A 22076-nucleotide genomic window follows, 5' to 3' on the forward strand; every position below is an offset into this window, starting at 1 on the left:
TCCTCACTGAACCGCAACCGCGGGCGTGTTCCACAACACAACCGCAGCGGTCACCAGCAAATTGATCAGGGTCAGTGGCAGGCAGAATTTCCAGCTGAAGTCCATCACCTGGTCATAACGCGGACGCGGGATAGAAGCGCGCAGCAAGATGAACAGCATGATGAAGAACGCGGTCTTCAGGGCGAACCACAGGAACGACAGTTGCGGCAGGATGCCGAACGGACCGTGCCAGCCACCGAAGAACAGGGTGACCAGCAGCGCCGAGATCAAGATGATGCCGATGTATTCGCCAACGAAGAACATGCCCCATTTCATGCCGGCGTATTCAATGTGGTAACCGTCAGCCAGTTCCTGCTCCGCTTCCGGCTGGTCGAACGGGTGACGGTGAGTCACGGCGACGCCAGCGATGAAGAAGGTACAGAAGCCGAAGAACTGCGGAATGATGAACCACAGGTTCTGCGCCTGGTACTCGACGATGTCGCGCATGTTGAACGAGCCGACCTGCACCACGATGCCCATCAGGGCCAGGCCCATGAACACTTCGTAGGACACGGTCTGCGCCGAGGCACGCAAGGCACCCAGCAGGGCGAACTTGTTGTTACTCGACCAGCCGGCGAACAGCACCGCGTAGACCGACAGACCGGCCATGGCGAAGAAGAACAGCAGGCCGATGTTCAGATCCGCCACACCCCAGGTCGGGGTGATCGGGATAATCGCAAAGGCGATCAGCAGGGCGGACATGGCCACCACCGGCGCCAAAGTGAAGATCACTTTGTCGGCAAACGGCGGGGTCCAGTCTTCCTTGAAGAACATCTTCAGCATGTCGGCGGCGATCTGGAACATACCAAACGGGCCAACGCGGTTCGGACCGTAACGGTCCTGCCACCAGCCCAGCAGGCGACGTTCGACAAAGCTGAGCAACGCGCCTGCAACCACCACGGCCAGCAGAATCACGATAGCTTTGACGACCGTCAGGATCACATCGATCACTTCAGGGGTGAACCAGGTCATTGCGCTGCCTCCTGCAGACCGTCGACGGATACGCCGGCGAATGCCGGTGGAATGCCGGCGATGCCCGCAGGCAATGCCACCAGACCTGCGCCCAGTTCTTCATTGATACGCAATGGCAGACGCAGGGTCTGGCCGGCCACGTTCAGGCTCAGCAGGGCACCGTCGTTGACGCCCAGGCGATCCGCTTCAGACTTGGCCAAAGCAACATAAGCCGCCGGAATGCGTTCCTGCACCGGAGCGGCTTTCGACGAATTCTCGTCGCTACCGAACAGGTGATAGAACGGCACGGCTTGCCAGGTGCCCGGCGCCGGGTTGAATGCGCGCGGAGCGGCAGCGAACCAGTTCAGCGAATCGCCAGTGCTTTCGATCAGGCGGGTGCCCGGGTCGCCAGCGCGGATGTGACCACCGACTTCGTCCTGGAACTTGTTCCAGGCTTGCGGCGAGTTCCAGCCCGGCGACCAGGCGAATGGCACCTGCTGACGCGGCTCAAGCGAACCCGAGTAACCTTCCATGGAGAAGGCGAACGCGGTGTCTTTGTCTTGCGGGGTGCGCGGTTCGTGAACGCTGATGTCGGCGCGCATCGCGGTGCGACCGGAGTAACGCAGCGGCTCACGCGCCAGTTTCAGACCCTTGATACGGAACGCGGCCGACGGTGCTGCGTCGACGATACGCGCCAGTTGCGCGGTGCTCGAAGCAACGGCAGCGGTGACGTGGTCGAGTTGCGTCCAGTCGATCGGCTGGTTCAGCAGGGTCGCGCGCAGGGCGTGCAGCCAGCGCCAGCCTTCGTGAACCAGAATGCTCGCATCCAGATATTGCGGATCGAAAACCTGGAAGAAGCGCTGAGCACGACCTTCCTGGCTGACCAGCGTACCGTCGCCTTCAGCGAAGCTTGCGGCTGGCAGAACCAGGTGCGCGCGGTCGGTGGTCGCGGTTTTCTGATGGTCAGCAACGATCACCACTTTCGCAGCGTTCAGTGCGGCATCGACCTTGTCTTTGGCGGTGCGGGTGAACAGATCGTTTTCCAGCACGACGATCGCGTCAGCCTTGCCGTCAATGACGGCTTGCAGTGCCGCGTCGACCGATTCGCCACCGAGCATGGCCAGACCGAGGCTGTTGGCTTCCGGCACGATCAGGCTGATCGAACCGTTCTTCTCGCGCAGTTTCAGTGCTTTGGCGATGTTCGCGGCGGCTTCGATCAAGGCTTTGGAGCCCAGCGAAGTACCGGCGATGATCAGCGGACGTTTGGCCGCGAGCAGGGCGTCGGCGATGCGCTGAGCCAGTTCCAGTGCTTCGGCGTCCAGACCTTCAACGGCCGGGGCGCTGGCGTCCAGTGCGTGAGCAACGGCGAAACCGATGCGCGCCAGGTCGTCCGGAGCAGCGTGTACGCATTCTTCAGCGATGTCGTCGAGCTTGGTTTCCGCCAGGCTGGCGATGAACAGCGGGTTCAGCGCGTGCTGACCAATGTTCTTCACCGCAGCGTCGAGCCAAGGCTGAACGCGCATGGCTTCGGCCATGTCTTCAGCTTTGCCTTTGACCGATTGACGCAGCGACAGCGCCATACGGGCGGCGGTCTGGGTCAGGTCTTCACCGAGGACGAAGATGGCGTCGTGGTCTTCGATGTCGCGCATGTTCGGCACTGGCAGCGGGCTGTCTTTGAGCACTTGCAGAACCAGACGGATGCGCTCCAGTTCGGAGGCTTCGATACCGGAGTAGAAGTGCTCGGCGCCCACCAGCTCACGCAACGCGTAGTTGCTTTCGAGGCTGGCACGCGGTGAACCGATACCGACGATGTTGCGACCGCGCAGCAGATCGGCAGCCTTGTCCAGCGCAGCATCCAGTCCAAGCTTGGTGCCGTCGGCCAGCAGTGGCTGACGTGGACGGTCGGTGCGGTTGACGTAGCCATAACCGAAACGGCCACGGTCGCACAGGAAGTACTGGTTCACCGAACCGTTGAAACGGTTTTCGATACGGCGCAGTTCACCGTAACGTTCGCCCGGGGAAATGTTGCAACCGCTGGAGCAGCCATGGCAGATGCTCGGCGAGAACTGCATGTCCCATTTACGGTTGTAGCGCTCGGAGTGAGTCTTGTCGGTGAACACACCGGTCGGGCAGACCTCGGTGAGGTTGCCGGAGAACTCGCTTTCGAGGGTGCCGTCTTCAACGCGACCGAAGTACACGTTGTCGTGGGCGCCGAACACACCGAGGTCGGTGCCGCCGGCGTAATCCTTGTAGAAACGCACGCAGCGGTAGCAGGCGATGCAGCGGTTCATTTCGTGGGAAATGAACGGGCCCAGTTGCTGGTTCTGGTGGGTGCGTTTGGTGAAGCGATAACGGCGCTCGTTGTGGCCGGTCATCACTGTCATGTCTTGCAGGTGGCAATGACCGCCTTCTTCGCACACAGGGCAGTCGTGCGGGTGGTTGGTCATCAGCCATTCGACAACACTGGCGCGGAACGCCTTGGATTCATCATCGTCGATGGAGATCCAGGTGTTGTCGGTGGCAGGCGTCATGCAGGACATGACGATGCGACCACGGGTGTCGTTCTCGTCGGTGTACTGCTTGACCGCGCACTGGCGGCAAGCCCCGACGCTACCAAGCGCGGGGTGCCAGCAGAAATATGGAATGTCGAGGCCCAGCGACAGACATGCCTGTAACAGGTTGTCTGCCCCGTCGACTTCGAGCGCTTTGCCGTCTACGTGGATAGTGGCCATGGTTCAAAGGTCTTCGTTGGCCCGGTGTCAGCGGGCGTGGCTAATGGAATCTTGTTATCCGTGCGAATCAAACCAGCCTCGAAAGGCGTCATCGCAGGAGATGAAGGGCACGGGCCCTAAACCTTATTAAGCGTTTACGCGCCGATTACGATCGGCCTTGCCAGAGGCGGGACGGCGGCGCTGACAGGCGCTATACCGGCTTCGAACTCTGGACGGAAGTATTTGATCGCACTGCCCAACGGCTCCACGGCACCCGGTGCGTGAGCACAGAAGGTTTTGCCTGGGCCGAGGAAACCGACCAGACCCAGCAGGGTCTCGATGTCGCCCGGTTGACCCTCGCCATTCTCGATGGCCATCAGCAGCTTGACGCTCCATGGCAAACCATCACGGCACGGGGTGCAGAAGCCGCACGACTCACGGGCGAAGAACTGCTCCATGTTGCGCAGCAGCGAGACCATGTTGACGCTGTCGTCCACCGCCATCGCCAGGCCGGTACCCATACGGGTGCCCACTTTGGCAATGCCGCCGGCGTACATCTGTGCGTCGAGGTGTTCTGGCAGGAGGAAACCGGTACCGGCGCCACCTGGCTGCCAGGCCTTGAGCTTGTAACCGTCGCGCATGCCACCGGCGTAGTCTTCGAACAACTCGCGACCGGTGACGCCGAAAGGCAGTTCCCACAGGCCCGGGTTTTTGACTTTGCCGGAGAAGCCCATGAGCTTGGTGCCCATGTCTTCGCTGCCTTCGCGGGCCAACGATTTGTACCAGTCAACGCCGTCGGCAATGATCGCCGGCACGTTGCACAGGGTTTCGACGTTGTTCACGCAAGTCGGCTTGCCCCACACGCCCACGGCGGCAGGGAAGGGCGGCTTGGAGCGCGGGTTGGCGCGGCGACCTTCGAGGGAGTTTATCAGTGCGGTTTCTTCACCGCAGATGTAACGCCCGGCGCCGGTGTGGACGAACAGTTCGAAATCAAAACCGCTGCCGAGAATGTTTTTACCCAAAAGGCCGGCGGCCTTGGCTTCTTCCACGGCACGGTTGAGGTGCTTGGCGGCGGTGGTGTATTCGCCCCGCAGGAAGATGTAGCCACGGTAGGTTTTCAGCGCGCGGGCACTGATCAGCATGCCTTCGATCAGCAGATGGGGCAGTTGCTCCATCAGCATGCGGTCTTTCCAGGTGTTCGGCTCCATTTCATCCGCGTTGCACAGCAGGTAGCGGATGTTGATGGATTCGTCTTTGGGCATCAGGCCCCACTTCACGCCAGTGGGGAAGCCTGCACCGCCGCGACCTTTGAGGCCTGCGTCTTTCACGGTCTGGACGATGTCGTCCTGGGCCATGTCGGCGAAGGCTTTGCGCGCAGCGGCGTAACCGTTCTTGGCCTGGTATTCGTCGAGCCACACGGCTTCGCCGTCGTCACGCAGACGCCAGGTCAGCGGGTGAGTCTCGGCCGAACGCTTGATGCGGTTGGCCGGGCCGAAAGATGTCAGGGTCATACGTAGCCCTCGAGCAGTTTGGCAACGCCAGCAGGCTGCACGTCGCCAAAGGTGTCGTCGTCGATCATCAGCGCCGGTGCCTTGTCGCAGTTGCCGAGGCAGCAGACAGGCAGCAGGGTGAAACGACCGTCGGTGGTGGTCTGACCCAGGCCGATGCCCAGATTGTTCTGGATTTCGCTGACCACCGACTCGTGGCCGCCGATGTAGCAGACCATGCTGTCGCAGACGCGAATGATGTGGCGGCCGACCGGCTGACGGAAGATCTGGCTGTAGAACGTCGCCACGCCTTCAACGTCGCTGGCCGGGATGCCGAGGATCTCGCCGATCGCGTACAAGGCGCCATCCGGCACCCAGCCGCGTTCCTTCTGAACGATCTTCAGGGCTTCGATCGACGCCGCGCGCGGGTCTTCGTAGTGATGCAGCTCGTGCTCGATGGCCGAGCGCTCGGTTTCACTCAAAGTGAAACGGTCTGTCTGGATAAGCGTGCTGTTCATGCTTAGCGGTCCACGTCGGCCATAACGAAGTCGATACTACCCAGGTACGCAATCAAGTCCGCGACCATGCTGCCTTTGATCACCGAAGGGATCTGTTGCAGATGCGGGAAGCTCGGAGTACGGATCCGGGTACGGTAGCTCATGGTGCCGCCGTCGCTCGTCAGGTAATAACTGTTGATGCCCTTGGTCGCTTCGATCATCTGGAAGGATTCGTTGGCCGGCATGACCGGACCCCACGAAACTTGCAGGAAGTGCGTGATCAAGGTTTCGATGTGCTGCAGCGTGCGCTCTTTCGGCGGCGGCGTGGTCAGCGGGTGATCCGCCTTGTACGGGCCTTCCGGCATGTTGCGCATGCACTGGTCGATGATCTTGATGCTCTGGCGCATCTCTTCGACGCGAACCATGCAGCGATCGTAGGCATCGCCGTTGGCGGCCAGCGGTACTTCGAATTCGAAGTTCTCGTAGCCGGAGTACGGGCGCGCTTTACGCAGATCGAAGTCGCAACCGGTCGAACGCAGGCCGGCACCGGTGACGCCCCATTCCAGGGCTTCTTTGGTGTTGTACTGGGCAACGCCGATGGTACGACCCTTGAGGATGCTGTTCTGCAGGGCAGCCTTGGTGTATTCATCGAGGCGTTTTGGCAGCCACTCAACGAAGTCTTTCACCAGTTTTTCCCAGCCGCGCGGCAGATCGTGCGCGACGCCGCCGATGCGGTACCAGGCCGGGTGCAGGCGGAACCCGGTAATGGCTTCGATCACCGTGTACGCCTTCTGGCGGTCGGTGAAGGTGAAGAACACCGGAGTCATCGCGCCGACGTCCTGGATGTAAGTACCCAGGAACAGCAGGTGGCTGGTGATCCGGAAGAACTCGGCCATCATGATGCGGATGACGTCGACCTTCTCAGGCACTTTGATGCCGGCCAGCTTCTCGACCGAGAGCACGTACGGCAGGTTGTTCATCACGCCGCCGAGGTAATCGATACGGTCGGTGTACGGGATGAAACTGTGCCACGACTGACGCTCGGCCATCTTCTCGGCACCACGGTGGTGGTAACCGACATCCGGTACGCAGTCGACGATTTCTTCACCGTCCAGTTGCAGAATGATGCGGAACGCACCGTGCGCCGAAGGGTGGTTCGGGCCGAGGTTGAGGAACATGTAGTCCTCGTTCGTCCCGGAGCGCTTCATGCCCCAGTCTTCAGGACGGAAACGCGCGGCTTCTTCCTCAAGCTGTTGCTTGGCGAGGTTGAGGCTGAACGGATCGAATTCGGTGGCGCGCGCCGGGAAGTCCTTGCGCAGCGGGTGACCTTCCCAGGTCGGCGGCATCATGATGCGCGACAGGTGCGGGTGGCCTTTGAAGTCGATGCCGAACATGTCCCAGACTTCACGCTCGTACCAGTTGGCGTTCGGCCAGATACCGGTAACGGTCGGCAAGCTGAGGTCGCTCTCGGACAAGGCGACCTTGATCATCACGTCACTGTTACGCTCCAGCGACATGAGGTGATAGAACACGGTGAATTCAGCGTCGCTCGGCAGCCCTTGACGCTTGGTGCGCAGACGCTCGTCCACGCCGTGCAGGTCATAGAGCATGACGTACGGCTTGGGCAGGTTGCGCAGGAAGGTCAGGACTTCGACGAGTTTGGCGCGCGCCACCCACAGCACCGGCATGCCGGTGCGGGTCGACTGAGCGGTGAACGCTTCGGCGCCAAAACGGTTGTTCAATTCAACGACCACATCCTGGTCGTCTGCCTTATAAGGCGGGATGTACAGAGCGCTGCCTGTAGTCATGGTTATTTTTTCGCTTTCGGTCAACGTAAAGAATGAAGCCAGCTTCTCGTTTCTTTGTCAGAACAGATCTGGATCAGACTTCGTCAGGGCTGCGCAGGTTAGTGACTGCGATTCGCTGTTCGCGGCGCTGTTCCTTTTGCGAAGGCATGTCGGCGCGATAAACGCCTTGATCACCGACGACCCAGGAAAGCGGACGACGCTCCTGTCCAATCGATTCCTGCAACAGCATCAAGCCTTGCAGAAATGCTTCCGGACGAGGAGGGCAGCCAGGTACGTAGACGTCCACGGGCAGGAACTTGTCCACCCCTTGAACCACAGAGTAGATGTCGTACATGCCACCGGAGTTAGCGCACGAACCCATGGAGATCACCCACTTCGGCTCGAGCATCTGCTCGTAGAGACGCTGGATGATCGGCGCCATCTTGATGAAGCAGGTACCGGCGATAACCATGAAGTCGGCCTGACGCGGCGATGCCCGGATAACCTCGGCGCCAAAGCGCGCGATGTCGTGGGGCGCCGTGAAGGCGGTGGTCATTTCCACGTAGCAGCACGACAAGCCGAAGTTGTACGGCCACAGGGAGTTCTTACGTCCCCAGTTGACCGCGCCACTCAGCACGTCTTCCAGCTTGCCCATGAAAATGTTTTTGTGAACTTGATCTTCTAACGGATCGGAAACGGTTTCCCGCTCGCCAATCGGATATTGCTCGTTAGGAGCATCGGGGTCGATCCTGGTGAGATTGTATTGCATTGCCAAAGCCTCATTGTTTCAGCTTCGCCTGCCGCTTGCGACGAGCTTCCGGAGCCCAGTCAAGGGCGCCCACTCGGAACAGGTAGACAAGACCTGCCAACAGAATTGCTATGAAAACGAGAGCTTCGACGAATCCGGTCCAGCCGCTTTCGCGGACGGACACAGACCATGCAAAGAGAAAGAGGGCTTCGATATCGAAGATCACGAAGAGCATCGCGACCAGATAGAATTTGGCTGAGAGCCGCAAGCGGGCGCCACCGGTAGGTAGCATGCCCGACTCGAACGGTTCGTTTTTGCTGCGGCCCCAGGCTTTTGACCCAAGGAGGCTGGAGACACCGAGCATGAAGGCACACAGGCCGACGACACCCAGAAGGAAAATGGCAAAGCCCCAGTTGTGGGCCATGAGTCCTGTCGCTTCGGGCATGCTGGTAATCCTTAACAGAGAGCAAAGGTCTCTGAGCTTGATAAAGAAATAAGGCAGTGACGATATGTCGCAGCAATCAATCGCGCTGATTTTATGGCTAAACACCCTGCAAGTAAAATTCCTATAGCGAAATTATTTATTGGAATAAGGACATAGCGCACCTCCGATGCCCCACAGCCCAAGCATAGCGGGCATTAGCCGGGTTTCTGCGAATTATGTTTTGTGCGAGATGTAACGAACATAGTTGCGGCTAAATGATAATTGATATCGTTTGGAGTGGTTTTGTAAGTGTTTAACGGGATGTCAGTTGGGAAGTTGTCTTACTTGCACGTTACTGCAAGTAGCGGTGGCGAGCGTTTTACCGGTTTTTTGTGATGCGGGTACTGGTCTGGATCAATGTTTTGTCTCGCAGGCTTAAGAGAGAACCTGTGGGAGCGAGCCTGCTCGCGAATGCAGTGGGTCAGTCACTACGTGTGCAAGCTGGCACAACGCCTTCGCGAGCAGGCTCGCTCCCACAGGGGATTGATGGTGTCTGGAGATTATCTCGGGCAAAAAAAACGCCCCGAACCAGTCGGGGCGTCAGTCTTGCGGCTCTGCGGTTAGCTTTCTATACGATCCGCAAAGGCCGTTTGCTCAGGCGAAGCAGATCAGTGGAACTGTTCTTCTTCAGTCGAACCGGTCAGTGCGGTTACCGAGGACGAGCCACCCTGAATCACGGTGGTCATGTCGTCGAAGTAGCCGGTGCCCACTTCCTGCTGGTGAGCCACGAAGGTGTAACCCTTGGAGGCGTCAGCGAATTCCTGCTCTTGCAGCTTCACGTAGGCAGTCATGTCGTTACGGGCGTAGTCGTGCGCCAGGTTGAACATGCTGTGCCACATGTTGTGAATGCCGGCCAGGGTGATGAACTGGTGCTTGTAGCCCATGGCGGACAGTTCGCGCTGGAACTTGGCGATGGTCGCGTCGTCCAGGTTTTTCTTCCAGTTGAAGGAAGGCGAGCAGTTGTACGACAGCAGTTGGTCCGGGTATTCCTTCTTGATCGCTTCAGCAAAGCGACGGGCTTCGTCCAGATCCGGCTTGGCGGTTTCGCACCAGATCAGGTCGGCGTACGGTGCGTAAGCCAGGCCACGGGCGATTGCCTGGTCCAGACCGGCACGAACCTTGTAGAAGCCTTCCTGGGTACGCTCGCCAGTCACGAACGGCTGGTCGTACGGGTCGCAATCGGAAGTCAGCAGGTCCGCAGCGTTCGCATCGGTACGGGCCAGAATGATGGTCGGTGTACCGGCAACGTCAGCAGCCAGACGTGCAGCGGTCAGCTTCTGTACGGCTTCCTGGGTTGGCACCAAAACCTTGCCGCCCATGTGGCCGCATTTTTTCACGGAAGCCAGTTGGTCTTCGAAGTGAACGCCGGCGGCGCCTGCTTCGATCATGCTCTTCATCAGCTCGTAGGCGTTCAGAACGCCGCCGAAACCGGCTTCGGCGTCAGCCACGATTGGCGCGAAGTAGTCGATGTAGCCTTCGTCGCCCGGGCCTTTGCCGGCTTTCCACTGGATCTGGTCAGCACGACGGAACGAGTTGTTGATGCGCTTGACCACGGTTGGAACCGAGTCCACCGGGTACAGCGACTGGTCCGGGTACATCGATTCGGCGGAGTTGTTGTCCGCAGCAACCTGCCAGCCCGACAGGTAGATGGCCTGGATACCGGCCTTGACCTGCTGAACAGCCTGGCCGCCGGTCAGGGCGCCCATGCAGTTGACGAAATCTTTCTCTGGGCGGAAGGACGGCTTGGCACCCTGGGTGACCAGGTTCCACAGCTTGTCGGCGCCCATTTTTGCAAAGGTGTGCTCAGGTTGAACCGAGCCACGCAGACGGACGACGTCAGCAGCGGAGTAAGTGCGTGTCACGCCTTTCCAGCGCGGGTTTTCAGCCCAGTCTTTTTCAAGGGCTGCAATTTGCTGTTCGCGTGTCAGTGCCATGGAGATAAACCTCGTCGCGTCTTTTATGAAAAGTTGTTCTGCGGTGGAAAATTCCTGCGCTCGCTGACCAGAAGCTTAGGTGGTCAAGTCGGATTCGGCGGGGTAGGCGACGGGATGAACGACAGGCTCGAGGGGAAGTGAGCAGGTAGTGGCGGACTGCGAGCGCATTCGGGCGTCGTGGGCCTTTATACGAACTACAGTGTGATGCCGGGTTACCTAATTACGCTTCCGTCCCTCGGGACAACTTCGTTCCAGTCGGCAACCTCGTCAAACACACCTTGTGGGCGGTACAGACACGAAACGGTTCGCGGGGTAGGTGCGAACATCACTTCGAAGGCCCTTGCCAGGGCCTCTGATTAGCGGGAGCGAGGCCATCATGCCTTCGCTTTTTTAACCCGTCAAACGTTTTGTAGTGCTTTTTTTCAAGCACTACATCTTTCGTCTAATACGACTAATCAGTCAGCTTTCGGTGCTTTAGTCCAAGGCGTCGACTTTCACCTTCAGTGTCATGTCATCCCGGCCTTGAGTCGAGTAGCTGCGGGCCAGGCCCTGTTTGTCGGCCTGAGTCTGGCGATTCACGCCGGCCAGGGTGATCCACTCGCCGAGGCGTCCGCTGACTGTTGTGTCGGTGCTTTGCACGTTCACTACATCAGGACGTTCCTGGCTCATGCGGTCACGGTTGGTACTGATTGCCAGATGAACGATGTCGCCGGTGACGCTGGCCGTCACGTAAAAACCCTGGGTGACGTTGCGGTATTGAGTCTGGCTGCTGTAATCGCCATAGGAATTGCTCTGGCTGCTGGTGATCGGCACGCTCTTGCCGACCTGGATCAGCGCTGGCATGCCGTCGGTGGCTTGCACTTGCTGGACGCCGCCGTCACGTGTGGCGGTGCTGCGACTGATGATTCGCGTCTGCGCACCGTTAACCGAATAACCTTCGTCGCCACGGCCGTTGTTTTCGTTGGTGTCGACAGTGATCAGCAGGCGTTTTGGCGCGGTGTCGAGCTGGGTGATCAGTGCCTTGAGTTCCTCAATCTTGTCCGGCTCGGCTTTGACGATCAGTTGATTGCCATAGGCGCTGACCTGGCCGTCCTTGCCGATGAAGTCCTGCGCCATCGGCAGCATATCGGCGCTGGTGCGGTACTTGAGGGGGACGACTTCTGTGGCTGCCATCACCGAAAAACTGCAAGCGAGCAGCAGGGTGGTGAGCAGGGTGCGTAGGGACATGTCCGTTATCTCCGCTTTCGAAAGGCTTGATATTGCCAGTTTGTCGGCCCGGGGTGGGGCAAGTTGAATCGTAGACAGCAAAACGCCCCGGCATCCGAGAATGGCAGGGCGTTTTGTGGTGTTCTTGCTGGCCTCTTCGCGAGCAGGCTCGCTCCCACAGTAGATCTCCAGCGGACACAAATTGTGCGTCAGGCACAGATCCAGTGTGGGAGCGAGCTTGTTCCGGGCGGCGTTCCGACGAAAGCCGCGCCGCGGTCTTAAGCCGAATGACGAACCATATCGACATGCGGAATCCCTGCTTCCAGGAATTCCTCACTGACCAGGCTGAAACCCAGGCGCTCGTAGAACGCCGTGGCCTGCACTTGTGCGCTGAGCATCTGCTGCTTCAGGCCGCGCGCTTCTGCTTCAGCGATGACCGCTTGCATCAGTGCGTCACCGACCTTCATGCCGCGCCAGTCTTTCAGCACCGAAACCCGGCCAATGTGCCCGTCGGGCAGCAGGCGCGCAGTGCCGATCGGAAAGTCGCCTTCAAACGCCAGAAAATGCACAGCGGTCGCGTCATCCGCGTCCCATTCCAACTCAGGTGGCACCGATTGTTCGGCGATGAACACCGTTTCACGAATGCGCCGGATCTCGGCGATGTCCTTCTGCCAGTCTGCGACACGTACGCGAATTTTATTCATCAGCGAACCCCAGGCTGCCTTGCTTGACCAGTTCGCACAGCAGGCCGCGACCGTCTTCGTCGTTCAGCCACTCGCCGAGGTTGTCGGTGTGCAGGGCGTCTGCGGCGCAGATCAGCTTCAGCAGCTCGCGCAGTTTGCCCGGCAGATAACGGCTCTGGCCGCTGGCGAACAGCAGCAGGTCGTCATCGACTTCCGACCAGGCCAGGCGCGCGCTCGGGTTGCGGATCAGCACGGCGCCATCTTGCAGGGCGCTGAGGAAGTCTTCTTCTTCGACTTCTTCCGGGCCGACGACCAGTTCCGGGTAGCGCGGCTCGGTCATGTACTGGCCGAACCAGGTCAGCAGCAGGCGCTCGTCGCTCATGTGTTCGGCGAGCAGGCTCTTCAGGCGATCCAGTGCATCGTGCTGAATCTGATGTGGGTCAGCGGCTGGCTGAGCGTCTGCGTCGGTGTAGCGCTCTTCGTCAGTCAGGAACTGGCTGAGGAAGTCGGTGAAGTGGGTCAGCACTTCAGAGGCGCTTGGTGCGCGGAAGCCGACCGAGTAGGTCATGCAGTTATCCACGGCTACGCCGCAGTGGGCCAGGCGCGGTGGCAGGTAGAGCATGTCGCCCGGTTCCAGAACCCACTCTTCGGTTTCGTGGAATTCGGCGAGGATGCGCAGGTCGGCGTGTTGCAGCAGCGGGCTCTCGGAATCGCACATCTGGCCGATTTTCCAGTTGCGCTTGCCATGACCTTGCAGCAGGAACACGTCGTAGTTGTCGAAGTGCGGACCCACGCTGCCACCCGGGGCGGCGAAGCTGATCATCACGTCGTCGACGCGCCAGGTCGGCAGGAAGCGGAAGTTTTCCAGCAGTTCGCTGACTTCCGGTACGAATTGGTCAACCGCTTGAACCAGCAAGGTCCACTCTTTTTCCGGCAGCTTGCTGAATTCGTCTTCAGCGAACGGGCCGCGACGCAGTTCCCAAGGGCGCTCGCCGTGCTCGATCACCAGGCGCGATTCGACTTCTTCTTCCAGGGCCAGGCCGGCCAGTTCGTCGGCGTCGATCGGGCTTTCGAAGTCAGGAATTGCCTGACGGATCAGCAGTGGCTTTTTCTGCCAGTAGTCACGCAGGAATTCGCGTGCTGTGAGGCCGCCCAGAAGTTGAAGAGGAATATCGGAATTCATATGTAACCTATTGAAAAAAAGCACTTTTCAGACGGGAATAAAAACGCCCGGCGCTGCCGGGCGTCTCAAACGATTAAAACGGTCGATCAGATGCGTTTGGCTTGCGCTACAGCGTTACCGATGTAGTTGGCCGGAGTCAGTTGCTTGAGCTCGGCTTTCGCTTGGGCTGGCATCTCCAGGCCATCGATGAAAGTCTGCAACGCTTCAGGGCTGATGCCCTTGCCGCGGGTCAGTTCTTTCAGCTTTTCGTACGGGTTTTCGATGTTGTAGCGGCGCATCACGGTCTGGATCGGCTCAGCCAATACTTCCCAGCAAGCGTCGAGGTCGGCAGCAATCTTCTGCTCGTTGAGCTCCAGTTTGCTGATGCCTTTGAGGCTGGCTTCGTAAGCGATCACGCTGTGAGCGAAGCCGACACCGAGGTTACGCAGTACGGTGGAGTCGGTCAGGTCGCGCTGCCAGCGGGAGATCGGCAGTTTGCTCGCCAGGTGCTGGAACAGCGCGTTGGCGATGCCCAGATTGCCTTCGGAGTTTTCGAAGTCGATCGGGTTGACCTTGTGCGGCATGGTCGACGAGCCGATTTCGCCAGCGATGGTGCGCTGCTTGAAGTAACCCAGGGAGATGTAGCCCCAGATGTCACGGTCGAAGTCGATCAGGATTGTGTTGAAGCGCGCAATGGCGTCGAACAGCTCGGCGATGTAGTCGTGCGGCTCGATCTGCGTGGTGTACGGGTTGAAGCCCAGGCCCAGTTCGTCTTCGATGAAGGCGCGGGCATTGGCTTCCCAGTCGATCTGCGGGTAGGCCGACAGGTGCGCGTTGTAGTTGCCGACGGCGCCGTTGATCTTGCCCAGCAGCGGCACGGCAGCGACCTGAGCGATCTGACGCTCGAGACGGTAAACCACGTTCGCCAGTTCTTTACCCAGAGTGGTCGGCGAAGCCGGCTGACCGTGGGTGCGCGACAGCATCGGCACGTCAGCGAAACGGATGGCCAGTTCGCGGATGGCGTTGGCGGTCTGGCGCATCAGCGGCAGCATCACGTCGTCACGGCCTTCGCGCAGCATCAGGGCGTGGGACAGGTTGTTGATGTCTTCGCTGGTGCAGGCAAAGTGGATGAACTCGCTGACCTTGGCCAGCTCCGGCAGCTTGGCCGCCTGCTCTTTGAGCAGGTATTCGATCGCTTTGACGTCGTGGTTGGTGGTGCGCTCGATCTCTTTGACGCGCTCGGCGTGCTCCAGCGAGAAGTTTTCAGCCAGTTCATTAAGAACGGCGTTGGCCTCGGCGGAAAAGGCTGGCACTTCCGGGATACCGGCGTGAGCGGCGAGGCGCTGGAGCCAGCGCACTTCAACCAGAACGCGGGCACGGATCAGGCCGTACTCGCTGAAAATCGGGCGCAGGGCCTGGGTTTTGCCGGCGTAGCGGCCGTCAACAGGGGAAACCGCAGTGAGCGAAGAGAGCTGCATGGGGTGTTCTCGGACAGTCGGGCAACGAAATGGGGCGCGTATCATACATGAAAAAATCCGCCGGTCCGTTGCCAACTGACCGGCGTATTACGCGTTACAGACTACAAAGCTTTTATTGCGCGGCGATTTACTCGCTGCGCATCAACGGATACAGCTCTTTGAGCAGCTTGCGTCGGCTGACCACCAACTGCCAGCGATGCCCGCCGAGTTGGCGCCAGAGGCGCGCAGAACGGATGCCAGCCAGGAGCAGGGCGCGGATTTTCGACGCATTGCTCGGCTGCTGCAGGTTGCGCATGTCGCCATGCACCTGAATCCGCTGGCGCAGGGTGCTCAGGGTGTCTTGGTACAGCGCGCCGCAGGCAGCGACCACGTTTTCGTGGGCCGGGCCGAAGTGTTCGACCTGCGACTGAATCTGCGGCAGGCGCTTGCCGATGGTGTCGAGCATGTCGTTGCGCTTGGCCAATTGGCGCTCAAGACCGAGCATCGACAGGGCATAACGCAGCGGCTCGCGCTGCAAGGTGCTCGGATCACGCTCAAGCGCGCCGATCAAGGCGCGATAGCCTTCGCGCAGGTTGATATCGTCGCCGCCGTACACGTCCAGTGTGTCTTTCGGATCGCGCACCAGCAGGCTGCCGAGCATGCAACTCAGGCCGGCTTCATTGGTTTGCCCGGTCTTGGCGATCCGGTCGACCAGCACGGCAGCGAGAAACACGCCGCCCAGCGCCGTCAGTTGCTCCTGAGTCGGGCTCATGCCTGGCCGCTCCACGGCTCGGCGACTTCGATCACGCCGCCACCGAGGCAGATTTCACCGTCGTAGAACACCACCGACTGGCCTGGCGTCACCGCGCGTTGCGGTTCGTCGAACACGGCGCGGTAGCCGGTGGCGGTTTTTTCCAGGGTGCAGGCCTGATCGCTCTGGCGATAACGCACCTTGGCGGTCAGGCGCAGCGGCTGGCTCAAATTGATCGGGTTGACCCAATAGATTTCCGAAGCGAGCAGGGCGCTGGAAAACAACCATGGGTGGTTATTGCCCTGGCCGACGATCAGCTCGTTGTTGTCCAGATCCTTGCGCAGCACGTACCACGGCTCGTCGCCAGCATCTTTCAAGCCGCCGATGCCAAGGCCCTGACGCTGACCGATGGTGTGGTACATCAAGCCATGGTGACGGCCAATGACTTCGCCTTCGGTGGTCTTTATCTCGCCCGGTTGCGCCGGCAGGTATTGCTTGAGGAAATCGCTGAAGCGACGCTCGCCGATGAAGCAGATCCCGGTGGAATCCTTCTTCTTGGCAGTCGCCAGCTCGTATTTCTCGGCAATTGCCCGAACTTCCGGCTTCTCCAGTTCGCCGACCGGGAACAGGGTCTTGGCAATCTGTTCACCGCCGACGGCGTGCAGGAAGTAGCTCTGATCCTTGTTCGGATCGAGGCCTTTGAGCAGTTCGGTGCGGCCATCGATGTCGCGGCGGCGCACGTAGTGGCCGGTGGCGATCAGGTCGGCGCCGAGCATCATGGCGTAGTCGAGGAACGCCTTGAACTTGATCTCGCGGTTGCACAGGATGTCCGGATTCGGCGTGCGACCGGCCTTGTATTCGGCGAGGAAGTGCTCGAACACGTTGTCCCAGTATTCAGCGGCGAAGTTGGCGGTGTGCAGCTTGATACCGATCTTGTCGCACACGGCCTGAGCATCCGCCAGGTCGTCCATGGCGGTGCAGTATTCCGTTCCGTCGTCTTCTTCCCAGTTCTTCATGAACAGGCCTTCCACTTCATAGCCCTGCTCGATCAGCAGGAGAGCGGAAACGGAAGAGTCCACGCCGCCGGACATGCCGACAATGACGCGCTTCTTGGATGTGTCAGAAGGGGCTGGATCACGCATAGGGATTCAATGAGTGTCTTGAAAAAGGACGCGATTCTATCAGGCTCACGGCCTCAAGGCTAAAGAGAAGGGCGGATCAGTTCGAGGCCGAAGTGATGCCCGGCCAGATAATCATCGATGCAACGGATGATCAGCTCGCTGCGCCAGTTGTCGCGTTGGGCGATTAATTCGTCACGGGTCAGCCACTTGGCGCCGACGATGCCGTCGTCGAGTTGATAATCCGGGTGGTGTTTTATGGCTTTGGCGGCGAAGCAGACACGCTGATAAGTCACGCCATTGCTGGGGGCTGTGTAGAGGTAGATGCCGATCACGCTGGTCGGCTCGACGTCCCAGCCGGTTTCTTCAAGGGTTTCGCGGATGGCGGCTTCGATCAGGGTTTCGTCCGGATCAAGATGACCGGCGGGCTGGTTGAGCACGTTACGCCCGGCCTTATGCTCTTCGACCATCAGGAAGCGGCCGTTGTCTTCGACGATGGTGGCGACGGTGATGTGGGGGAGCCAGTCCATAAACCTTCCTCAATTTATTGGTTGAAACCCAATCCCTTGTGGGAGCGGGCTTGCTCCGGGCGGCGTTCCGACGAAAGCGGTTTGTCATTCAAAGTCTTTATTGGCTGAACCGACGCATTCGCGAGCAAGCCCGCTCCCACATTGGTTTGTATTTCAAAGATAAATGGGTGCAAACGCCACAAAAACAAACCCCGGCACTCGGCCGGGGTTTGTTTACAGCGCTACAACCTTAAACCAGCGCAGCAATCGCCGCGTTGAGGGTTGCGCTTGGGCGCATGGCCTTGCTGATCAGCTCGGCGTTGGCGTGGTAGTAACCGCCGATGTCCACTGGCTTGCCCTGAGCGGCGTTGAGCTCGGCAACGATGGTTGCTTCGTTCTCGGTCAGCGTCTTGGCCAGCGTCGCGAACTGCGCTTGCAGTGCAGCGTCTTCAGTCTGGGCGGCCAGGGCCTGAGCCCAGTACATCGCCAGGTAGAAGTGGCTGCCGCGGTTGTCGATGTTGCCGACTTTGCGCGATGGCGACTTGTTGTTGTCGAGGAACTGGCCGGTAGCCTGATCCAGCGTCTTGGACAGCACCAGTGCTTTCGGGTTGTCGTAGTTCACACCCAAATGCTCGAGGGATGCCGCCAGCGCCAGGAATTCACCCAGCGAATCCCAGCGCAGGAAGTTCTCTTCGACCAGTTGCTGCACGTGCTTCGGAGCCGAACCGCCAGCGCCGGTTTCGAACAGGCCGCCGCCGTTCATCAGCGGCACGATCGACAGCATCTTGGCGCTGGTGCCCAGTTCCATGATCGGGAACAGGTCGGTCAGGTAGTCGCGCAGTACGTTGCCGGTCACCGAGATGGTGTCCTTGCCTTCGCGAGTGCGCTGCAGGGTGTACTTCATTGCGTCGACCGGCGCCATGATCTGGATGTCCAGACCGGCAGTGTCGTGATCCTTCAGGTAAGCCTGAACTTTCTCGATCACTACGCCATCGTGAGCGCGCATCGGGTCCAGCCAGAAAATAGCCGGAGTGCTGCTTGCGCGAGCGCGGTTGACGGCCAGTTTCACCCAGTCCTGGATCGGCGCGTCTTTGGTCTGGCACATGCGGAAGATGTCGCCGGCTTCAACAGCCTGTTCCATCAGCAGGGTGCCCTTGCTGTCGGTCACGCGAACCACGCCGTCAGCCTTGATCTGGAAGGTCTTGTCGTGCGAGCCGTACTCTTCGGCTTTCTTCGCCATCAGGCCAACGTTTGGCACGCTGCCCATGGTGGTCGGATCGAAAGCGCCATTGGCTTTGCAATCTTCGATCACGGCCTGGTAGATGGTGGCGTAGCAACGATCCGGGATCACAGCCTTGGTGTCGTGCAGCTGGCCGTCGGTGCCCCACATCTTGCCGGAGTCACGGATCATTGCCGGCATCGAGGCGTCGACGATGACGTCGCTCGGCACGTGCAGGTTGGTGATGCCTTTGTCGGAGTTGACCATCGCCAGCGAAGGACGAGCGGCGTAGACCGCGGCCATGTCAGCTTCGATCTGCGCCTGTTGCTCGGCCGGCAGGGCTTTGATGCGCGCGTACAGATCGCCGATGCCGTTGTTCAGGTTGAAGCCGATCTCGGCCAGCACGTCAGCGTGCTTGGTCAGTGCGTCTTGATAGAACTCGGCAACGATCTGGCCGAACATGATCGGGTCGGAGACCTTCATCATGGTCGCTTTCAGGTGCACCGACAGCAGCACGCCTTGGGCCTTGGCGCTTTCGATTTCAGCAGCGATGAACGCACGCAGGGCGTTTTTGCTCATCACGGCGCAATCGAGGATCTCGCCAGCCTGCACGGTGGTTTTTTCTTTCAGGACGGTGGCGGTGCCGTCTTTGGCGATCAGTTCGATCTTCACAGCGTCAGCGGCGTCGATCAGGGCAGCTTTTTCGCTGCCGTAGAAATCGCCGGTGCTCATGTGAGCGACGTGAGACTTGGAGTCTTTGGCCCAGGCGCCCATTTTGTGCGGGTGCTTGCGAGCGTAGTTTTTAACCGACAGCGGAGCGCGACGGTCGGAGTTGCCTTCGCGCAGAACCGGGTTCACGGCGCTGCCCTTGACCTTGTCGTAACGTGCCTTGGCGTCTTTGTCGGCGTCGCTGGTGACGGTTTCCGGGTAGTCCGGCAGGTTGTAACCCTGAGCCTGCAGCTCTTTGATCGCGGCTTGCAGCTGTGGCACCGAAGCGCTGATGTTCGGCAGCTTGATGATGTTGGCTTCAGGCGTAACGGCCAGGTCGCCCAGTTCGGCGAGGTGGTCGGCTACGGCTTTGTCGCCCAGTTGCTCGGGGAAGCTGGCCAGAATACGCGCTGCAAGAGAGATATCGCGGGTTTCCACGGCGATATCGGCCGAGGCGGTGTAAGCCTCGATGATCGGCAGCAGGGAATAGGTGGCGAGGGCTGGAGCTTCGTCGGTGAAGGTATAGATGATCTTCGAGCAGGTGGGCATATTCGGATTAACTCTCTCTTCTTTGCTAAAGCGTGCGCAGAAACTCGAGGGGCGCCGGGTAAGCGCGTTCGTTCAAAGTCATCCATGAACCGAATGTCGAGAATCTTCGCGGTGATGTTGGGTGCATCGTTGAGCGTCAAGCAGTCGGACTGCGGTAACAACCCGACCAATCAGGCGGAAAGTCTCGTGCTAGAGAGGCCAGCCGTCGTGACCCTGTGGTCAGCGGGCGGCATTATACATAGGTAGCTGGCAATCTGCCGATGGTTCATATGCAACGATTCTCGTCCATTGGTCTAAAGGTCGCAGGGCGGGGTGGGGCGTAGAGTCGTCGCCAATGCTTGAGTTTGGCGCTTTTCCCTTTGCTTTCAGGCTTGTACGAAACGAGATGTAGGCGCGCCACGAACAGAGGGTTTGCGTGTTGATTTAACTGGGTTACGCTCGAACCAAGCCAGATGTTCAATCCAAACAATGGAGTTCAGCATGGGTTACAAGAAGATTCAGGTTCCAGCCGTCGGCGACAAAATCACCGTCAATGCAGACCATTCTCTCAATGTTCCTGATAACCCGATCATCCCCTTCATCGAAGGTGACGGCATTGGTGTCGACATCAGTCCGGTGATGATCAAGGTTGTCGATGCTGCAGTTCAAAAGGCATACGGCGGTAAACGCAAGATTTCCTGGATGGAAGTCTACGCCGGGGAAAAAGCCACTCAGGTTTATGACCAGGACACCTGGCTGCCTCAGGAAACCCTGGATGCAGTGAAGGATTACGTGGTTTCCATCAAAGGCCCGCTGACGACCCCGGTCGGTGGCGGCATCCGCTCGCTGAACGTGGCCCTGCGTCAGCAACTCGACCTGTACGTCTGTCTGCGTCCGGTGCGTTGGTTCGAAGGTGTGCCAAGCCCGGTGAAAAAGCCTGGCGATGTCGACATGACCATCTTTCGCGAGAACTCCGAGGACATCTACGCCGGTATCGAATGGAAGGCCGGTTCGCCGGAAGCTACCAAGGTCATCAAATTCCTTAAAGAAGAAATGGGCGTCACCAAGATCCGTTTCGACGAAAACTGCGGCATCGGCGTCAAGCCGGTTTCGCTGGAAGGCACCAAGCGCCTGGCACGCAAGGCTCTGCAATATGTGGTCGATAACGACCGCGATTCGCTGACCATCGTGCACAAAGGCAACATCATGAAGTTCACCGAAGGTGCCTTCAAAGAGTGGGCCTACGAAGTGGCCGCCGAAGAGTTCGGCGCGACCCTGCTCGACGGCGGCCCGTGGATGCAGTTCAAGAATCCGAAAACCGGCAAGAACGTTGTGGTCAAAGATGCCATCGCCGACGCCATGCTCCAGCAGATCCTGCTGCGCCCGGCCGAATACGATGTGATCGCGACCCTCAACCTCAACGGCGACTACCTCTCCGACGCCCTGGCGGCCGAAGTGGGCGGTATCGGTATTGCGCCGGGCGCCAACCTGTCCGACACCGTGGCAATGTTTGAAGCGACTCACGGTACTGCGCCGAAGTACGCCGGCAAGGATCAGGTCAACCCGGGTTCGCTGATTCTCTCGGCCGAGATGATGCTGCGCCACATGGGCTGGACCGAAGCGGCGGATCTGATCATCAAGGGCACCAACGGCGCCATCAGTGCCAAAACCGTGACCTATGACTTCGAACGATTGATGGACGGCGCCAAGCTGGTTTCGTCGTCGGGCTTCGGGGACGCGCTGATTTCGCACATGTAAAATGCAGGCACACAAAAACCGCCTGACTCGATGAATTGAGTCAGGCGGTTTTTTATGGCTGAATTTATGGTGTCAGTCAGGCCGTGACAGTTTGCGGGGCGACAGCAGGTGTAAACGTTTCTGCAGTCGCAGCGGCGCTGATGTCGATGGCATGCAGGCCTTTTGGACCCTGGATAATTTCGAATTTGACGGCTTGTCCGGCCTTCAGGGTTTTATAACCATCCATTTTGATGGCCGAGTAATGGGCAAACAGATCCTCATTCTTGCCGTCCTCGACAATAAAACCGTACCCTTTGGCATTGTTGAACCATTTCACCTTGCCGACAGCCATGCTCAAAT

At 59.4% G+C, this 22076-nt stretch carries 18 protein-coding genes; 1 reads left to right on the forward strand and 17 read right to left on the reverse strand.

Features of this window, described 5'->3' with window-relative positions:
* Positions 1 to 3: 3 nt before the first annotated feature.
* The 16 genes from nuoH to ATI02_RS06035 form a co-directional block, all read right to left on the reverse strand.
* The gene (nuoH, locus tag ATI02_RS05955) at positions 4 to 1011 is read right to left on the reverse strand and encodes an NADH-quinone oxidoreductase subunit NuoH (RefSeq protein ID WP_064390680.1); all 1008 of its coding nucleotides are present in this window, start codon (positions 1009 to 1011) and stop codon (positions 4 to 6) included.
* Positions 1008 to 3722: an NADH-quinone oxidoreductase subunit NuoG gene (gene nuoG / locus ATI02_RS05960; RefSeq protein WP_100845731.1), complete on the reverse strand. Its 2715-nt coding sequence runs from the start codon at positions 3720 to 3722 to the stop codon at positions 1008 to 1010. Before nuoG ends, nuoH begins: the two co-directional genes overlap by 4 nt.
* Before the next feature lie 134 nt (positions 3723 to 3856).
* Positions 3857 to 5212, reverse strand: a complete 1356-nt coding sequence (nuoF, locus tag ATI02_RS05965; RefSeq protein WP_100845732.1) for an NADH-quinone oxidoreductase subunit NuoF — start codon at positions 5210 to 5212, stop codon at positions 3857 to 3859.
* Entirely contained in the window at positions 5209 to 5706 is a 498-nt protein-coding gene (gene nuoE / locus ATI02_RS05970) for an NADH-quinone oxidoreductase subunit NuoE (protein ID WP_007920186.1), read from the reverse strand. Before nuoE ends, nuoF begins: the two co-directional genes overlap by 4 nt.
* Before the next feature lie 2 nt (positions 5707 to 5708).
* Positions 5709 to 7493 (reverse strand): NADH-quinone oxidoreductase subunit C/D, encoded by a 1785-nt coding sequence (gene nuoC, locus ATI02_RS05975; RefSeq protein ID WP_100848431.1) that lies wholly within the window; start codon positions 7491 to 7493, stop codon positions 5709 to 5711.
* A gap of 73 nt (positions 7494 to 7566) precedes the next feature.
* Complete coding sequence (locus ATI02_RS05980) at positions 7567 to 8241, reverse strand: NuoB/complex I 20 kDa subunit family protein (protein ID WP_003223809.1); 675 nt, start codon at positions 8239 to 8241, stop codon at positions 7567 to 7569.
* Positions 8242 to 8251: 10 nt separating this feature from the next.
* The gene (locus ATI02_RS05985; RefSeq protein ID WP_003223812.1) at positions 8252 to 8665 is read right to left on the reverse strand and encodes an NADH-quinone oxidoreductase subunit A; all 414 of its coding nucleotides are present in this window, start codon (positions 8663 to 8665) and stop codon (positions 8252 to 8254) included.
* 647 nt (positions 8666 to 9312) lie between these two features.
* Positions 9313 to 10638 carry an isocitrate lyase gene (gene aceA / locus ATI02_RS05995; RefSeq protein ID WP_100845734.1) on the reverse strand — a complete coding sequence of 442 codons (1326 nt, stop codon included), beginning with the start codon at positions 10636 to 10638 and terminating at the stop codon, positions 9313 to 9315.
* Positions 10639 to 11112: 474 nt separating this feature from the next.
* Positions 11113 to 11865, reverse strand: a complete 753-nt coding sequence (locus tag ATI02_RS06000) for a secretin N-terminal domain-containing protein (protein WP_100845735.1) — start codon at positions 11863 to 11865, stop codon at positions 11113 to 11115.
* A 257-nt stretch (positions 11866 to 12122) separates the two neighbouring features.
* Positions 12123 to 12548, reverse strand: a complete 426-nt coding sequence (locus ATI02_RS06005) for a GNAT family N-acetyltransferase (RefSeq protein ID WP_025108996.1) — start codon at positions 12546 to 12548, stop codon at positions 12123 to 12125.
* Entirely contained in the window at positions 12541 to 13710 is a 1170-nt protein-coding gene (locus ATI02_RS06010) for a ribosomal protein uL16 3-hydroxylase (protein ID WP_100845736.1), read from the reverse strand. Before ATI02_RS06010 ends, ATI02_RS06005 begins: the two co-directional genes overlap by 8 nt.
* Before the next feature lie 86 nt (positions 13711 to 13796).
* Entirely contained in the window at positions 13797 to 15167 is a 1371-nt protein-coding gene (gene purB / locus ATI02_RS06015) for an adenylosuccinate lyase (protein WP_095189674.1), read from the reverse strand.
* Between the two features lie 127 nt (positions 15168 to 15294).
* Positions 15295 to 15918 carry a high frequency lysogenization protein HflD gene (gene hflD, locus ATI02_RS06020; RefSeq protein ID WP_095189675.1) on the reverse strand — a complete coding sequence of 208 codons (624 nt, stop codon included), beginning with the start codon at positions 15916 to 15918 and terminating at the stop codon, positions 15295 to 15297.
* Positions 15915 to 17039 carry a tRNA 2-thiouridine(34) synthase MnmA gene (mnmA, locus tag ATI02_RS06025; RefSeq protein WP_100845737.1) on the reverse strand — a complete coding sequence of 375 codons (1125 nt, stop codon included), beginning with the start codon at positions 17037 to 17039 and terminating at the stop codon, positions 15915 to 15917. The genes hflD and mnmA overlap by 4 nt, the downstream gene beginning before the upstream one ends.
* A 59-nt stretch (positions 17040 to 17098) precedes the next feature.
* Complete coding sequence (locus tag ATI02_RS06030; RefSeq protein WP_095189677.1) at positions 17099 to 17545, reverse strand: NUDIX hydrolase; 447 nt, start codon at positions 17543 to 17545, stop codon at positions 17099 to 17101.
* A gap of 229 nt (positions 17546 to 17774) precedes the next feature.
* On the reverse strand, positions 17775 to 20000 hold the full coding sequence (locus ATI02_RS06035) for an NADP-dependent isocitrate dehydrogenase (RefSeq protein ID WP_100845738.1): 2226 nt from the start codon (positions 19998 to 20000) through the stop codon (positions 17775 to 17777).
* 480 nt (positions 20001 to 20480) lie between these two features.
* On the opposite strand from ATI02_RS06035, the gene icd reads away from it, so the two are divergent.
* Positions 20481 to 21737: an NADP-dependent isocitrate dehydrogenase gene (gene icd, locus ATI02_RS06045; protein ID WP_007920207.1), complete on the forward strand. Its 1257-nt coding sequence runs from the start codon at positions 20481 to 20483 to the stop codon at positions 21735 to 21737.
* 76 nt (positions 21738 to 21813) lie between these two features.
* Here icd and cspD read toward each other — a convergent pair whose 3' ends face one another.
* Complete coding sequence (gene cspD, locus ATI02_RS06050) at positions 21814 to 22068, reverse strand: cold shock domain-containing protein CspD (protein WP_100845739.1); 255 nt, start codon at positions 22066 to 22068, stop codon at positions 21814 to 21816.
* Positions 22069 to 22076 lie beyond the last annotated feature (8 nt).

The sequence above is a fragment of the Pseudomonas baetica genome, from assembly GCF_002813455.1.
GTDB lineage: Bacteria > Pseudomonadota > Gammaproteobacteria > Pseudomonadales > Pseudomonadaceae > Aquipseudomonas > Aquipseudomonas baetica.

What these genes read in the sequence shown, in the direction of transcription:
- nuoH (WP_064390680.1), bottom strand. Translation starts at nt 1,011, where the DNA reads ATGACCTGGTTCACCCCTGAAGTGATCGATGTGATCCTGACGGTCGTC.
- nuoG (WP_100845731.1), bottom strand. Translation starts at nt 3,722, where the DNA reads ATGGCCACTATCCACGTAGACGGCAAAGCGCTCGAAGTCGACGGGGCA.
- nuoF (WP_100845732.1), bottom strand. Translation starts at nt 5,212, where the DNA reads ATGACCCTGACATCTTTCGGCCCGGCCAACCGCATCAAGCGTTCGGCC.
- nuoE (WP_007920186.1), bottom strand. Translation starts at nt 5,706, where the DNA reads ATGAACAGCACGCTTATCCAGACAGACCGTTTCACTTTGAGTGAAACC.
- nuoC (WP_100848431.1), bottom strand. Translation starts at nt 7,493, where the DNA reads ATGACTACAGGCAGCGCTCTGTACATCCCGCCTTATAAGGCAGACGAC.
- ATI02_RS05980 (WP_003223809.1), bottom strand. Translation starts at nt 8,241, where the DNA reads ATGCAATACAATCTCACCAGGATCGACCCCGATGCTCCTAACGAGCAA.
- ATI02_RS05985 (WP_003223812.1), bottom strand. Translation starts at nt 8,665, where the DNA reads ATGCCCGAAGCGACAGGACTCATGGCCCACAACTGGGGCTTTGCCATT.
- aceA (WP_100845734.1), bottom strand. Translation starts at nt 10,638, where the DNA reads ATGGCACTGACACGCGAACAGCAAATTGCAGCCCTTGAAAAAGACTGG.
- ATI02_RS06000 (WP_100845735.1), bottom strand. Translation starts at nt 11,865, where the DNA reads ATGTCCCTACGCACCCTGCTCACCACCCTGCTGCTCGCTTGCAGTTTT.
- ATI02_RS06005 (WP_025108996.1), bottom strand. Translation starts at nt 12,548, where the DNA reads ATGAATAAAATTCGCGTACGTGTCGCAGACTGGCAGAAGGACATCGCC.
- ATI02_RS06010 (WP_100845736.1), bottom strand. Translation starts at nt 13,710, where the DNA reads ATGAATTCCGATATTCCTCTTCAACTTCTGGGCGGCCTCACAGCACGC.
- purB (WP_095189674.1), bottom strand. Translation starts at nt 15,167, where the DNA reads ATGCAGCTCTCTTCGCTCACTGCGGTTTCCCCTGTTGACGGCCGCTAC.
- hflD (WP_095189675.1), bottom strand. Translation starts at nt 15,918, where the DNA reads ATGAGCCCGACTCAGGAGCAACTGACGGCGCTGGGCGGCGTGTTTCTC.
- mnmA (WP_100845737.1), bottom strand. Translation starts at nt 17,039, where the DNA reads ATGCGTGATCCAGCCCCTTCTGACACATCCAAGAAGCGCGTCATTGTC.
- ATI02_RS06030 (WP_095189677.1), bottom strand. Translation starts at nt 17,545, where the DNA reads ATGGACTGGCTCCCCCACATCACCGTCGCCACCATCGTCGAAGACAAC.
- ATI02_RS06035 (WP_100845738.1), bottom strand. Translation starts at nt 20,000, where the DNA reads ATGCCCACCTGCTCGAAGATCATCTATACCTTCACCGACGAAGCTCCA.
- icd (WP_007920207.1), top strand. Translation starts at nt 20,481, where the DNA reads ATGGGTTACAAGAAGATTCAGGTTCCAGCCGTCGGCGACAAAATCACC.
- cspD (WP_100845739.1), bottom strand. Translation starts at nt 22,068, where the DNA reads ATGGCTGTCGGCAAGGTGAAATGGTTCAACAATGCCAAAGGGTACGGT.